Annotated in this window: 12 protein-coding genes; 11 read left to right on the top strand and 1 reads right to left on the bottom strand. The window is 67.3% G+C overall.

Features of this window, described 5'->3' with window-relative positions:
* The first annotated feature begins 20 nt into the window (after positions 1 to 20).
* The 9 genes from DB30_RS34655 to DB30_RS34615 all read left to right on the top strand — a co-directional run bounded on the left by DB30_RS34655 (position 21) and on the right by DB30_RS34615 (position 11,461).
* Positions 21 to 689: a 4Fe-4S single cluster domain-containing protein gene (locus DB30_RS34655; protein WP_052557274.1), complete on the top strand. Its 669-nt coding sequence runs from the start codon at positions 21 to 23 to the stop codon at positions 687 to 689.
* On the top strand, positions 686 to 1,885 hold the full coding sequence (locus DB30_RS34650) for a hypothetical protein (RefSeq protein WP_146661955.1): 1,200 nt from the start codon (positions 686 to 688) through the stop codon (positions 1,883 to 1,885). The genes DB30_RS34655 and DB30_RS34650 overlap by 4 nt, the downstream gene beginning before the upstream one ends.
* A complete protein-coding gene (locus tag DB30_RS34645) occupies positions 1,882 to 2,448 on the top strand; it encodes a hypothetical protein (protein WP_052557271.1) in 567 nt (188 codons plus the stop codon). Before DB30_RS34650 ends, DB30_RS34645 begins: the two co-directional genes overlap by 4 nt.
* A 672-nt stretch (positions 2,449 to 3,120) precedes the next feature.
* The gene (locus DB30_RS34640; RefSeq protein WP_052557268.1) at positions 3,121 to 5,274 is read left to right on the top strand and encodes an AAA family ATPase; all 2,154 of its coding nucleotides are present in this window, start codon (positions 3,121 to 3,123) and stop codon (positions 5,272 to 5,274) included.
* A gap of 141 nt (positions 5,275 to 5,415) precedes the next feature.
* Positions 5,416 to 6,204: a TlpA family protein disulfide reductase gene (locus DB30_RS41900; RefSeq protein ID WP_052557265.1), complete on the top strand. Its 789-nt coding sequence runs from the start codon at positions 5,416 to 5,418 to the stop codon at positions 6,202 to 6,204.
* A 247-nt stretch (positions 6,205 to 6,451) separates the two neighbouring features.
* Positions 6,452 to 7,222, top strand: a complete 771-nt coding sequence (locus DB30_RS34630; RefSeq protein ID WP_052557263.1) for a TlpA family protein disulfide reductase — start codon at positions 6,452 to 6,454, stop codon at positions 7,220 to 7,222.
* Between the two features lie 58 nt (positions 7,223 to 7,280).
* Positions 7,281 to 7,793, top strand: coding sequence for a peroxiredoxin family protein (locus DB30_RS34625; protein ID WP_052557261.1), 513 nt, complete (start codon positions 7,281 to 7,283; stop codon positions 7,791 to 7,793).
* Positions 7,793 to 10,111, top strand: a complete 2,319-nt coding sequence (locus DB30_RS34620; RefSeq protein WP_052557259.1) for a hypothetical protein — start codon at positions 7,793 to 7,795, stop codon at positions 10,109 to 10,111. The genes DB30_RS34625 and DB30_RS34620 overlap by 1 nt, the downstream gene beginning before the upstream one ends.
* A 531-nt stretch (positions 10,112 to 10,642) precedes the next feature.
* Positions 10,643 to 11,461 carry a hypothetical protein gene (locus DB30_RS34615; RefSeq protein WP_052557257.1) on the top strand — a complete coding sequence of 273 codons (819 nt, stop codon included), beginning with the start codon at positions 10,643 to 10,645 and terminating at the stop codon, positions 11,459 to 11,461.
* Between the two features lie 13 nt (positions 11,462 to 11,474).
* Here DB30_RS34615 and DB30_RS34610 read toward each other — a convergent pair whose 3' ends face one another.
* Positions 11,475 to 12,380, bottom strand: a complete 906-nt coding sequence (locus DB30_RS34610; RefSeq protein WP_052557255.1) for a hypothetical protein — start codon at positions 12,378 to 12,380, stop codon at positions 11,475 to 11,477.
* A gap of 213 nt (positions 12,381 to 12,593) precedes the next feature.
* Here DB30_RS34610 and DB30_RS34605 point away from each other — a divergent pair, with 213 nt between their 5' ends.
* Both DB30_RS34605 and DB30_RS34600 read left to right on the top strand, forming a co-directional pair.
* Positions 12,594 to 13,499 (top strand): TlpA family protein disulfide reductase, encoded by a 906-nt coding sequence (locus tag DB30_RS34605; RefSeq protein WP_052557253.1) that lies wholly within the window; start codon positions 12,594 to 12,596, stop codon positions 13,497 to 13,499.
* A gap of 18 nt (positions 13,500 to 13,517) precedes the next feature.
* A complete protein-coding gene (locus DB30_RS34600; RefSeq protein WP_146661951.1) occupies positions 13,518 to 14,711 on the top strand; it encodes a peptidylprolyl isomerase in 1,194 nt (397 codons plus the stop codon).
* The last annotated feature ends 51 nt before the right edge of the window (positions 14,712 to 14,762 follow it).

Genomic DNA, 14,762 nt, shown 5'->3' with positions numbered 1-14,762 from the left:
TTCGGTGCACACTGCACCTGATGGCGCCCCCGACCGACGAGCTCGCGCTGACGATCGACGTCGGCGTCGAGGTTGCCAACACGGAGGCCGAGGGCCCTGGCCGGCGCTACGCGATCTGGGTCCAGGGCTGTCCCATGCGCTGCCCAGGCTGTTGCAACCCAGAGCTGCTGCGCTTCGGCGGCGGCACGCCCCGCACGGTCGCCAGCGTGCGCGATCAGATCCTCGCCGCCCACGCGCGCTCGCCCCTCGAAGGCATCAGCCTGCTCGGCGGCGAGCCCTTCGCCCAACCGCTGGCCTTGGCCGTGCTCGCCGAGCAGGTCCAAGGCGCCGGCCTTGGCGTGATGATCTACTCTGGCTTCACCCGCGCCGAGCTCGACGCCCAGACCGTCACGGAGCCCGCTGTCGGCCGCCTGCTGGCCGCCACGGACTTGCTCGTCGACGGCCGCTACGTGCGAGAGCGACCCGACACCACCCGGCGCTGGATCGGCTCGACCAATCAACAGCTGCACTTCTTGAGCCCCCGCCATGACCCTGAAGATCCAAGCTTGCGCGGCGGCGAGACCATCGAGCTGCGCCTCGTCGACGGCGAGCTGATCATCAATGGTTGGCCGTGGCCCAAGCACGACGGCCCCGGCGCCCCGGGCCTGCCACCGTCACGACCGCGCGACCCCGAGGATCCCAGCCGATGACCCCGCCAACGACCCTGGCACGCCCACCCCAGACCGCGCAGCCGCCTGCGGCGCCGGCCCGAGTGTCACGCAGTGAAGCCGAGCTGCTCACCTTGACCCGCGCGATCCTCAGCCCCGGCCCGCGCTACCTCCCGTCGCTGCGCCAGCAACCCAAGCGCGTCACCCGGGTGTTCTCGATCGGCCCCACCGCCATGGGTCTGCTGCAGCAGACCCTCGCCCGCGGCGTCACCCTCGAGCTGCTGCGCCGGGGTGGTTGGCAGACCCGCCGGACCCTCGTCAACGGCGTCGTCGAGCGCGGCAACCTGTGGCAGCGCCACCCCACCCTGCCGCCGCTTCAATTTGGCCGCCCCAGCTTCGAGCTGCTCGCCTGGCTGCGCAGCGAAGACGTCGGCGCTGCCCGGACGCTCTCCCACGACACGACCCCGAGCCTCGCCGACGACTTGCTGCACTACTTCGCCGCCGCGCACATCCTCCACGCTGGCGGAGATCTGCATCAGCCCGCGTTCGCGCGCTCGCCCTTGTGCCAGCTCGCCTACCCCGACGCGCTCGCCAGCGAACAGCCCTTACCCCAGCTGGATTTGCGCGCCCTCGTTCACGGCGAAGGTGCGATCATCGTCGAGGCCCTGCAGCCCGAGCTCGCCGCCCGCTGGGTCGCGATGGAGCAGGCCAAGCCCGAGATCGGCCAGATCGAGCGCATGACCCGGATCGGCCAGGCCCAGACCCACGTGCTCACCAGCTGGTTTCGCGCCATCGACACCGAGAGTCCCCCCCGCCGCGACCTCGCCGGGTTCTTGGCCGACGCCGCCCGCGAGCTGCTCGCCCGCGGCCCCGAGCGCCAGTGCCCCGACCACACCTGGTGGATCTCCGGCCTCGATCTTCGCGCGCCCCTCTCCGCCCGCCAAGCCGCCTTCGTGGGCGCCGCCGCGTTCTTGCGCGCCCTTGGCACCCTAGGCGTCTGGCTCGACGAGGCCGGCCTCGTCCCCCACTTCGACGAAGACTACGAAGCCGCCCAGCTGCTCTTGTCCTCGTGGAAATACCTCCACCGCGCGCCAGAGCCCCCCGCGCCCCCGCCCGCCCGCGCCACCAACCAAGCCCAGCTCCCCGCTGCGATCCTCGATCGCGCCAAGCTGCTCGCCACCCAACTCCAGTCCCTACACTCCCTGGGCCCCCCAGCTGACGTCACCGAGCCACCATGAGCCGCGCCTATCGCATCCGCATCTCCGAGTCCTTGCGTCGCCACATCGCGGTCGACGACGGCATCCAGTCCAAGCTCGAGATCCTCGACATCCTCTCCCCCGAGCAGACAGCAGCCTTACTCGAGCGCGAGCTACAAGCAGCCGGCTTCGAACAGCGCGAAGACGGCCAGTGGTTCCGCGTCGACGAAGAGGGCGTCGAGGTCCGCGTCGACCCCAAACAGTCCACCGTCACCGTCTCCGCCTCCGCCGATCGCCAGCTCGATCTCCAGCGCGAAACGGTCATCGGCGCCGTAGCCGAGAACGACGCCGCCACCCGCGAACGCGGCCGAAAATTCCTAGAATCCGAGCTAGAAGCCGAGGCCGCCGAACGCAAGAAAGACCTCCAAGCCGAGGTCACCGCCAAGCTCGAAGGCAAACTAGGCGACCTCCGCCGCGAGCTCGATCAGATCAGCAACCGCGTCACCGCCGAAGCCCTCAAACAAAAAGCCGCCTCGATGGGCGAAGTACAAGAAATCAGCGAAGACCCCGAGACCGGCTCCCTCACCATCCGAGTACGGTTATGACCACGATTATGACCCCCCCGGAGGCTTTCGCACCGCGCGGTCACTGGTTATTACCCCCCCGGAGGGCTTCGCACCGCGCGGTCACTCGCTTCGCTCGCTCCCAGAGGGCCATTTGTGCGCGGGGGCATGATTGGCCCCCTAGAAGGGGGCTCGGTCTCTGTGAGCAGGCAAATCTCCCTTACTAGCGAGGCGTCCTTCCGCCCTCCGCAAACAACCCCCCAAACCTTCGCCGGCCCAACCGCCACCACCAGCACGCCGCCCTCCGCAAACAACATCCCCAAACCCCGGCGGCCCCACTGCCCCCTCCAGCACGCCGCCCTCCGCAAACAACAACCCCAAACTGGCGACGGCCCAACCGCCCCACCAGCACCAACCCCGATCGCATCCCCGGATCGGAGCCACCTTCCACCCAACGTGGAGCGCACAAAGGCCGCAGATGACCCCAAACCGGCGTATCTACGCACGTGGAGATTAACGAAGCCACAACTCGTCGGGCCAAGATCAAGCCACGAGAGGAAGCGGGGTCACGAAACTGGAGTAGACCGTAGCCGGTTTGGGGTCATCTGCAGCCCGTGCGCGGTCCCCATCGGCCCACAGTCCCCCGCAAACAACCAATCACCCCCCGCAAACACCCAATCACCCCCGCAACACAAAGATCCCCCAGATCACCGCATGATCCCCGAATCCGAACTCCCCGACGACCTCCCGCTCCTAGCCGCCGTAGAAGCCGCCTACCCCGACGAGCTAACCCGAGCCTGCGAAGCCCTAGCGCGCTCCCTCCCCGTCCTGATCGAATGCGAAAAAGGCCTAGTCGGCTTCTTCTACGCCGCCCTCCGCACCCGCCTACGCCGCCGCCAGATCCGCTGCAACTACATCGACGGCCGCGCCCCGCAAGAGCCCGGCCAAATGCCGATGGCCCTCGTCCCCACGATGATCGCCCAGCTCCGCGAGGCCGTCCGCGGCGGCACCCACGACGAGGACGACGCCCGCCGCGTGATGGTGCTCCCGCACCTGGATCTGCTCACGACCTCGAGCGGCTCGCTGACCTCCGAAGCCCGCGAGGTCGTCGCGCTGCTGTACGAGAACCCCAACATCTTGTGGCTGGGCTTCCGCGATCCCTCGTTCAACCTGCCCAAGGTGATCGCCAACCTGTTTCAGCACCGCATCGGCATCATCGGGGTCGCCCGCGAGCGGCTCGCCCACCTCGTGACCCAGCGAGACGCCCGCAAGCTCGGCCGCGGCGGGCTCGACATCTACAAGCTCTACAAGCGGGTCTCGGGCGTGCACGCCGTGCGCCTGCGCCAGCTGCTTGGCTCGCTCGAGGGCGAGGACTACCCCGACGACCCAAGCCCGGTGTGGGCGCAGATCCGCCAGGCCACGCTCGAGGGTGATCTGTCGGTCCCCGAGCTCTCGCTCGACGACGACATTGGCGGCTACGCCGAGGTCAAGTCCAAGATCAAAGACGACATCCTCGAGATCATCGCGCGCAAAGAGGCGCTCGAAGACCCCAAACAGATCGCGCTGATCGAGGGCCTGATCCCCCGCGGCATGATCTTCTGGGGTCCGCCCGGGACCGGCAAGACCCTGTTCGCCAAGGCGATCGCCTCGTCGCTGGGCGCCGCCGTGCAGATCGTCAACGGGCCCGAGCTCAAGAGCCGCTGGGTCGGCGAGTCCGAAGAGAACCTCCGGCGGATCTTCATCCAAGCGCGCCAGAGCGCGCCCTCGCTGATCGTGTTCGACGAGCTCGACTCGTTCGCCGCCCAGCGCGGGACCTACACCGGCTCGGGCGTCGAGCACTCGATGGTCAACCAGCTGCTCACCGAGATGGACGGGTTTCGCAGCAACGAGATGGTGTTCGTGATCGGCACCACCAACTTTGTCGAGTCGCTCGACGCCGCGCTGCTGCGACCGGGCCGGTTCGAGTTTCAGCTGCACATCCCCTACCCCAAGGCCGACGACCGCGAGGCGATCCTGAAGATCTATGATCAGCGCCTGGGCCTGCACATGAGCGAGGCCGCGCTGACCCACGCCGTTCGCCAGACCGGCCACCCGATCGAGGGCAGCGACGCCCACACCGGGCGCTGGAGCGGCGACCACATCCAAGCCCTGTGCCGCGCGCTCGCCCGCCAGCGGCTGCGCAGCGCCCGAACCGACGAGACCACGATCACCGACGTCGAGCGGGCGCTGACAGCCAATCTGGACCTGCCCACGCTGACCCCCGCGGAGGAGCTCGTCGTCGCAACCCACGAGTGCGGGCACGCGATCGTGGCCCTGCACACCGAGCACTCGCCGGCGATCGATCGCATCTCGATCCGCGGGGATCTGACCGGTGCGCTCGGGTTCGTGCGCTACGCCGATCCTGCGCACAAATATGTCGTCACCCACGATCAGCTGGTCGACTCGATCACGACCTTGTTTGGTGGCCGCGAGGCCGAGCTCGAGCTGCTCGACCAGCTCACGATCGGCTCGGCCCACGACCTCGAGCGCGCGACGGTGCTCGCCAAGGCGTTGATCGAGACCTTTGGGATGCGCCTCGACCCAGACGCCGGCCATGACGCCCGTGACGCCCAGGTCGCGCTCGAGGTTCGGGACTTTGGTGGCGGCCATCAGGAGCTGTCCGAGCGCACCCTCGAGTCGCTCGACGCCAGCATTCGCAGCTTGCTCGATCGCGAACGGACGCGCGCACGACAGATCATTCGCGAACATCGCGACGAGCTCGTCGCGTTGCGCGACCTCCTCCTCGAAAAGAAGGTCATCGACGCCAAGACCCTCAGCGAGCAGGTACCGGATGCCAAGCACCCGCCGGAGACGCCTGCGCTCGAGTGACTGTTGGGAACGAGCGCAGGCGCTGACCCCGCGCACTCTTCCTAGAGCCCAACGAAGCCCTCGAACCTGCCCATAGCAGCAAAAATCCTCAATTGGCCGACCAGGGCTCACAACTCGAGTCGATTCAGCCATCATCTCCCCATGTATCTGCGTCAGCTATCGATCGCGTTCGTCTGTGTTGCCCTTGGCCTGTCTGCCTGCACCGACGAAGGCGGGGACGACCTCACCTCGCTCGGCAACGACGCGGTCGGCGACACCGGCGACACCACTGTCGGCGATGGTGATGGCGACACCGGCGACGGCGACGGTGACCCCGGCGATGGTGACGGCGACACCACCGGCGACGGCGACGGCGACGGCGACACAACCGGCGACGGCGACGGCGACACGACCGGCGGCGGCGGCGGTCCGGCCTGCATGGGCATGGAGGCCCCAGCCGGCTCGCCAACGGTCGGCCAGCAGGCTTCGCACTGGACAGGCTTCACGTCTGACGGCGAGGACTGGGACTACTGCGAGATGCAGGGCACGCCGTTTCTTCTGGTGATCAGCGGCGCGTGGTGTGGGCCGTGCAACGATCTGGCCGCTGGCATGGCCGGCCAGGCCAGCTCGTTCGACGTCGCCCCGATCATCGCGGGGCTCGAGAACGGCACGCTCGGCTTCGTCGAGGTCCTGCTCGACAACTTCAACGACTTTGGCGAGGCCACGGTCGCGGATCTGCAGGCGTGGGAGAACATGTACCCGAACGAGTACGTGCACCTCCTCGGCGACTCGACGCCGGGCCAAGACGGCACCGAGCCGCTGTGGATCTACTTGGGTCCGGTCCACATGGGCGGGGTGCCGGCGGCGATCCTGATCGACGCCGACTTCAACATCGAGGTCACCGGCATGAGCGAGTCGCTCGCCGCTGCCGCTGCCAACTACGGCGGTTGAGGGGCGGCTGAGCGGGCGGCTGAGGTGATTGCGCGGGCGGCCAGGCCTCTGGTCTGCCCGCGCCGCTGCGCGATACGCCCGTATGTCTGCATACGGGTCTGCACGGCTGAAACTCCGCCACATGGGCGCGATTGGCCGCGGCAAATCTTCCATTCCTACCGGGGATCCGATAGGCTGCGAGCCGGACGAACAGCTCATGCGCGACCGCCCCATCCCCCCCACGAGTCTCCCCCCATGGTTGGGTCCGATGGCGGTTGCGTTGGCTTGCGCGAGCTTCGGCTGCATCCCCTCGTTCCCGCCCTGCGAGACCTGCGAGCACAAGGACGAGGGCGGCAGCGGGCCCGGAGACTTCCCCGACTTCGAGTTCCTCAATCGCGAAGCCGAGTGTGCGATCCCGCTGACTGCTGACAGCGGCGGGGACACGGGCGACACCGGCACCGATACTGGCACCGACGACGGCACGGACTCGGGCACCGAAGAGCTCGCGTGTGGGTTCCCGCCGGGCCCCTACGGCTTCGACGTTGGCCAGCGCTTCGAGAACCTGCGGTTGTTCAACTGCATGGGCGATCAGGTCCAGATCGCCCAATACCTGCCGCAAGAGGGCCTGCCCGAGGTCGAGACCCGCGGCGTCGTGTTTGGCCTTGGCGCGATCTGGTGCGACCCCTGCCGGATGGAGGGCGAAGAGTGGGCGGCCGAGTTCGCCGACGAGTACGGCCCCGAAGGCATCCAGTTCATCCAGGCGCTCGACGAGGGCGCGGCTGGCAGCCCGGTGCTCCCGGCCAGCTGCGCAGGCTGGAGCAGCACGGTCGCGCAAGACAAGTTTCCGATCCTCTACGTGGACCAGGTCGCGGGCCTGCGGTCCAAGCTCGAGCTGATGCCCAACGAGGCGATCCCATTCACGCTCGTGTTCGACGCCAACGCGAACATCATCTTCCGTCGGACCGGCGGGGTCGTCGACGCAGACGTCCTCACCGCTCAGATCCAATCACTCATCAACGATCCCTATGGCGACTACTGATCTCCCCCCACAATCTTCGACCTCAGCTTGGGCGCCGGCCCGACTGCTCACCACCGTCATGATGTGTGGCGCGCTGTGTGGGTCCGCGGCGCTCGCTGGTTGCGACGGTGGGACCGCCACCACCACGCCAGCGGACGTCTACGCGAACCTTGGCATCAGCTTGGCCAACCTCGACGGTGAAGACACCGAGATCGTCAGCAAGACCAAGGACGACGTCCACGTGCTCGCGTTCTGGGCGACGTGGTGCGTCCCGTGTACGGGCGAGCTCGCGAAGCTGCAGGGCATTCATGATCGGCTCAAAGGCCGCGGGCTGAACGTGTACGCGATCAGCATCGATGGCCCCGACACGATCTCGCGGGTCCCCGGCTTCGCCTCGCAAGAAAACTGGAGCTTTCCGGTCCTCTACGACCCAGAGACCGCCCTGCTCGCGCGCTTCAACCCCAAGGGCGACATCCCGTTTTATGCCGTCCTCGACGCTGACGGAAACATCCTCAAGTCGCACCAGGGTTACGTGAAGGGCGACGAGGTCAAGCTCGAGGAATTCCTCACGGAGCAGCTGCCCGCGCAGTGATGGCCACGCTGCCTCGCCCGCGCAGGGGGTGGACGCTCGCCCTGCTGCTTGGTTTGGTGGGGGCGCCAGGGCTCGCTCGCGCCGCGCCGCCTGACTCGCCCGTCTCCGACTCGGCCACCGTGGACGCGCCGGTCGGGACCGACGACGCGCCCGTCGATCCCGACGCGCCGTCAGTCGACTCCGACGCCGCGCCCGTCGATCCCGACGCGCCCGTCGATCCCGACGCGCCGCCCGTCGACCCCGACGCGCCGCCAGTCGACCCCGACGCGCCGCCAGTCGACCCCGACGCGCCAGCCGACCCCGACGCACCGGACCCCACCGACGTCGGACCGGATCTGCCAGACGTCGAGCCAGAGCCAGAGCCGGAGCCCCCGGTCGATCCGGTTCCCGAGCCAGAGTCTCTCGAAGGTCCGTCTGGCGAGCCAGAGCCAGACCCAGACCCAGACCACGCCGAGGACCACGCCGACGAGGTCGCCCACCCGCCAAACCCGAAGATCCCGCCGACCGGCAACACCCAGATGTGGTTCCGGTCGACGACCTTCCTCGACTACTTTGGCAACAACTACGACCCCAACACCAACAACGACGACTTCCTCGCGCTCGTCAACTACCTCAACTTCGGCAGCGACACGCGCCTGAAGAAGACCTGGCAGATCTCGACAATGATCCGCGTCGACACGCACAACGTGTTCAACGCAAAGGACCAGCCGCTGTGCGACACCGGCAACAGCTACGCGCGCGAGATCAGCGAGACCATTGAAGATCCGGCCAACCCCGGCTCGCGGATCCCCAACCCCGACTTCAACCCCGACGTCGTCGCGGACCCAAGCAAGTCCGTCAGCGACACCGAGGCCCGCCAGTGCAACTTTGGCTCGGACTATCGGGTCGAGCGGTTCCAGCTGCGGTTTGGCAACAAGAACTTCACGGTCACCGCCGGCGACTTCAACGTCAACTTTGGCCAGGGCATTGGCCTCGCGGTCCGCAAGATCGCCGATATCGGCGTTGACGCGACGATCAAGGGCGGCCGGATCGACGTCAACACAAAGTACATTGATCTCACGGGTATCGGCGGCGTCGCCAATCGCCAACAGAGCGACTTTGCGACCCGGCAGCTGTTTCGCGACCCGGGCTATCCCCACGCCCTTTGCGAGAACACCCCGGGCCTGCGCAAGAACAAGTACGGCACCCCGTACTGGACGATGTGCTCGGACATCATCTCGGGCGGGCGGTTTGACGCCAAGCTGCCGGGCAAGGTCACGCTTGGCGGGCACTACGTGTTCATCTGGTTCGGCGACAAGGTCGACACGGTCCAGCACGACGGCCTGCACCTGGTCGGCGGTGACATCAGCCGCAAGCGGATCGGCAAGCACTGGGATCTGTTCGCGGGCGTCACCGGCCTGATGCGCAACCCCCACCACAAGCAGTACTACCCAGAGTACGTCGAGAACGGCCTGGCGGCGTACCTGTCGAACTCGCTGACCTTCGGCAACACCTTCGTGCTGATCGAGGGCAAGTACTACAACAATTACACCGTGGGAAAGGACACCGCCGCGACCACGGTCCAATACATTCAGGCGCCCACGCTCGAGCGCGCCGACCAGATCATCCCCGCGGCCAGCAACACCGCGGGCGGGCGGATCTTGCTCGAGCACACCCTCGATAAGTCACGCGTCACGCTGCTGGGCAACTACCTTGGCTACGTCTACGCGCTGATCAACGACGAGGACATGTTCGATCCCAACGTCGGCGAGATGGCCCACCACGGCTACGTTGGCATGCGCTGGCGCGACGCCGAGCGCGGCAGCGAGGTCCAGGCGTTCGCGGGCTATCGCTGGGAAGGGTTTCAGCGGGCTCCCGACGGCGACACCGCCCCCTACACCCGCAAGCTCCCGCACGGCGAGTTCTACGTGAACCAGCAGGTCGGCAAGACCCGCGGGCTGGCCCACTCGATCTCGCTGCGCTGGGAGTGGCGCTACGAGCGGGTCCAAAAGGGCGGCGCCATCCCCAAGCAGTTTCATCGCGGCAACCTGATCCTGGGCTACGGCATGTCGCCGTGGTTCACCTTTGCCTTCATTGGCGGGTACTCGAGCGAGTTCCCGGCGCAGGGCGGCCAGCTGCACTCGCAGCCGTGCGAGGGCGACTGCCTTCGCAAGCCGCACGTGTGGCCCGGCGGCGAGCTGCGGTTGAACTTCCTGGAGTCGTCGTTCCTGCGCTTGTTCGCGGGCCGGCAGGTTGGTGGGTTGCTGTGCGTCAATGGGTCGTGCCGGCAGCTGCCGGACTTCGAAGGCGTCCGCATGGACCTCATTCTCAGCTTTTGACGTTACCCCCACAGCCGCCTTCGCACTTCGCGGGTCACTCGCTTCGCTCGCTCCCAATGGGCCGTTTGGTCGCAGGGGTATGATTGGCCCCCTAGAAGGGGGCTCTCGTCTGGGCACCTGGAGTTGGGTGGGTGCCTCTCCATTTACGTGGTCGATTATGACCCCCACAGCTGGTTTCGCACTTCGCAGGCCTTCTATGACCCCCACAGCCGCCTTGGCACTTCGCGGGTCACTCGCTTCGCTCGCTCCCAATGGGCTGGCTGTTCTCGGGGGTATGTGTGGCCCCCTGGAAGGGGGCTCTTGTCTGGGCACCTACGGCCGGCATTGGGCGCTCCATTCGTCTGAGTCCACATTCGTCTTTGTCGTGGGCATTGGGCGCTCCATTCGTCTCGGCCCACTTTCGGCGGGGGCATGTAACAGTCGGCCAAGAGTGTCTCGCTCGAGCGTCGGTCGGTCGGCGCCCGTTCCCTGCCGATCGGGCCGACCTCGCGGCCTGTAGCGCCCGAGCTGTGCTCTGAGTAGATTGCGCCGATGACTCGATACCCACCCTTTCTCCTCCCCCTCGCCCTCCTGCTCCCGCTCGCTGGCTGCCCAGGCGACGACGGTGCCGGCGACTCGAACACGACCGATGGCGGCACCGCCGAGACCTCGGCGGACACCAACACGGATCCCACCGAAGGCCCCGACGGCATGTTCTGTGCGCACCAGTGCAGCGCCGACGCCGACTGCCTGGTCGGCGGCATGGACATCGGGCTGACGTGCCAAGGCAGCTTCTGCAGCGGCGACGCGCCAGACGGCTGCACCGACAACGCCGAGTGCATCGCGCAATTCAGCGGCTGGATGACGCCGTGCACGTCTGGCGGCGGTGAGTGTGACGCGCTCTCGCAGCTGTGCGTGCAGGGCCCCGACGGCGGTCTGTGTGCAACGCCGCCAAGCGACTTCTTCATGTGCGACTCGGTCCCGGGCTTCTCGGAGATCGAGGTCCCCGACATCGACGGCACCACCGTGACCGTGTGCGGCAACGCCAACGCCCAGTGCGGGGCGGATGCCGTGTGCTTCTCGCCCTGTCAGTCCGACGCCGACTGCTCGAGCGCGGCGTATCCGGTGTGCGACGTTGGCACTGGCACGTGTGGCTGCAGCGCGGACACCGACTGCGCGACGCTCGGGATCCCACACCTCTCGGTCTGCAGCGACGGCCTGTGTGGCTGCGGCGAGGATCAGCAGTGCGTCGACGGTGACGCTGGCGACGTGTGCAATCCGTCTGGCCTTTGCGGCTGCTCGGGCGACGCCGCGTGTGCGAACGTGACCAACAGCTTCGACGGCGGGATGATCTCCTGCGTCGGCAACTGAGCTGAGAACGACCTCAGCCGGTCACGAGCAGCCACGACAGCTCGTGGAGGCCGTCGGTGATCGTGATGTCGATCCCATCGGCTTGGGCGTTGACGATTCCCGTGCCGGCCTCGTGGATCACGCCGTTGACCTTCTCGATGTAGTGGATGGTCACGGGATCGCCGGGGGCAAGGCCGAGGCCCCCGGCGATCTCGAACCCGAACTCACCCTCGAGCGCGTGGACGCCAAACGGGTTGAAGGCCCACGCGGCGATCACCGGGCTGCCATCGACCTCCGTGACCCGCCAGAACTCGGCCGGGACCTCGATCCCGCCCAGCTCGCTCGGCGGCGTGAAGTCGGGCGACTGCGACAGCTCGGGATCGAGGGTCACCCGCAGCACCGCGTCGATCGTGACGGCGGTCTCGCCCATCGCGGCGCTCAGATCCGTGACCTCGGTGATCTCGGGGACGACGATCGGCGGCGAGGTGAAGTCGAAGCTGTCGTCTTCGTTGATCGTGAGCTGGAACGCCTGGCCAGCGAAGTAGCGGCCGTCGACGTTGCCGTGCACGACCTTGAGGTTCCAGACGCCAAGCTCGGTCACGCCGATGTTGAACGCGCCGGTCTCGTCGACCGGAACCGGGATGCACAGCTTGACGGCGCCCCCTTCGTCGACCGGGCCACAAAACTGCAGGCCTGGCGTTGGCAGCGGGTTCGACTCCATGTCCGCGACCATGCCGTCGATCGTTGCGAGGACCTCTGCGCCGGTGTCACCGTCACCGTCACCCGAGGTGCTGAACGTGTCCGTGCCGTCGGTCGTGTCCGTGCCGCCCGCCGTCGTGTCGGACGACGAGGTGTCCGAGCTCTCGCCCGTGCCGGGCTCTGCGGGGGTGCACGCGAGGGCAAAGATCAGACACGCGGAGGTAACCAAGGGGCGCTGCATGCCGCGAGTCTACCTGGTTTGTAGCGTTGCGCGTCGCGCCGCCCATGGGCTGCTCAATGGCTCGCCGCGCGCCGCGAAGCGGCCGCCTAAAGCCTGCGCGGATCCTCACGCATGGAAACGCCGTCGGCTCGCAATCCCGCCCAGACGTCGCGCTATTGTGCCAATTCCGCGTGCCAAGCGCGTCTCCTCACGCCACCTGCATCGGTCGCCAACATGAAAATCAATCGCCTGCTCTTCATTAGCTCCCTCCTCGTTCCGTTGTCCCTCGCGGGCTGTGACCGCGACACCTATGACGGCAGCGTGAACGAGGGCGACACCACCGACTCTGGCGACGGCGACGGCGACGACACCACCGAAGAAGAGACCGGCGAGCCCGAGCCGCTCGACAACGACGAAGACGGCCTGACCAACGAAGAAGAGGCAGAGCTCGGCACGGATCCCGACAAGAAGGACAGCGACGGCGACAACTACTGGGATCCATGGGAGCTGGCCGAGGGCACGGATCCGCTCGACTACGACAGCCGGATCTACACCGGGTTTTGGCCCTACAACCCCAACAAAGACGAGATGCTGCAGGGCACCTGGGAGACCACGGGCAAGCAGGTTGGCAAGCCGTTCCCGCGCCAGTCGTTCCTCGATCAGCACGGCGACTACGTCGACATCTACGACTTCGCCAATTTCTCGGTCAACGAGGCCATGACGCCGGCCTTCTTCATCTTCGACCTCTCGGCCCAGTGGTGCGGCCCGTGCCACAACGTCGCCAACTGGATCAAGGGAGTCGACGACGCCAACACCTCGTGGATCCAAGAGCTGTACCCAACGGTCCGCGACAAGGTTCACAGCCTGCGGATCTGGTGGGTCACCTTCATCGTCCAAGATCAGGCTGGCGGCGCGCCCACGCTCGCGGACGCGCAGAGCTGGTTCATGGTCCACAAGGACAACTACATCCCGGTCCTCGTTGACGAGACCCAGCAGGTCCAAGACCGGTTCCTTGGCAGCGCCTTCCCGCACTTCTTCTTGCTCGATCCAGACCTGCTGATCGAGTACTTCCCGCCGCCCGGTGGTGGGACCAACGAGAACCCCTACCCCGCGGTTGGGCTCGTCGACACGCTGCTCTAGTTGCGGTACGAGGCCAGGGTGCGCTGCTCGTCCCCTTCGCCTCGCGCTGCGGCGTTTGTCATTCACGCCACCACCTGGCTGTGCGCCGCCGGTCTCCTCGCTACCCCCGCCTGCAAGTCGGACGTGGGTAGCAAGGACGCCGGCGACAACGCGTCTGCGGACGCGGGCGCCAAGCAACCGGCGGAGGCCAAGCCGGATCCTGGCGACAAGCCCGGCAAGCCGAGCAAGCTCAGCGAGATCCCAGCGGTCGTCGCGACGGTCGATGGCCACGAGATCTCGCGCGAAGCGTTCGAGCAGCGCTACGCCCCCGCCGCCGCGATGGTGCTGTCGCGGCGCGACGACGGCGTGGTCCCAGATCCCTTCCAGGCGATGCAGCGCCGCACGATCATCGAGAGCTTGGCGTGGTCCAAGCAACTCGAGCTCGAGGCCCTGCGCAGCAAGGTCGATCTGGATCCGGCGGCGCTCGCCAAGCAAGAGGCCGACGAGCGCGCCAACGTGCGCGACTGGCCGGCGTGGCTCGAGCGGATCGGCCAGACCGTCGAGATCCGCCACCAGGCCAACGTCGACTACTTCCGCGAGCGGGCCCTGTTCGCGGCCCGCGGCGTCGTGCTCGAGCCAACCGAGGCCGAGCTCACCGCCGCCTACGAGGCCAACCGCGAGATGTTCGTCGCCAAGATGGAGATGGTCCGCGCCTCACACCTGCTGATCACCTACGGGCCGCGGGTCGGCGAAGAGAAGATCCAACCCGTGATGCCCGACCAGATGGAGGCCGCGAGCGCGGAGCAGCGCGCGAGCTGGGATCAGCTGGCCCTCGCCCGGGCCAAGGCGCTGCGCGAGGCGGCCATGGCCCCGGGGGTGGACTTCAACGAGCTCGCCCGCGCCCACTCCGAGGGGCCCGGCGCGTTTCGTGGCGGCGACATGGGCTTGTTCCCGCGCCAGCAGATGGTGGGCGAGTACGCCGACGCAGCGTTCTCGCTCGCGGTCGGTGAGATCAGCCAGCCGATCAAGTCCGACAAGGGCTACTACGTGATTCGCTGCTTTGGGCACTACCAGCCCGGCCCGCTCCCGTTCGAGGCCGTGCGCGCGGATCTGGTCCGGCAGCTCGAGGGCGAGAAGTACAAGCAGGCCCGCGCGTCGCTGCAGGCCGAGCTCGATGAGCGGTTTGTGATCGTCAGCGCCACGCTCGACGAAGCCCGCGCGTTCAAGAACTAGAGCCCTTGGGGGCGATTTTCCTGGGTTTTTGAGTCAAGTTTCACTCAGGCA

Source organism: Enhygromyxa salina (assembly GCF_000737335.2).
GTDB classification, from domain to species: domain Bacteria; phylum Myxococcota_A; class Polyangia; order Nannocystales; family Nannocystaceae; genus Plesiocystis; species Plesiocystis salina_C.
Note: the sequence above shows the minus strand (reverse complement) of the source record. Positions and strands in the feature narration are given on the sequence as shown.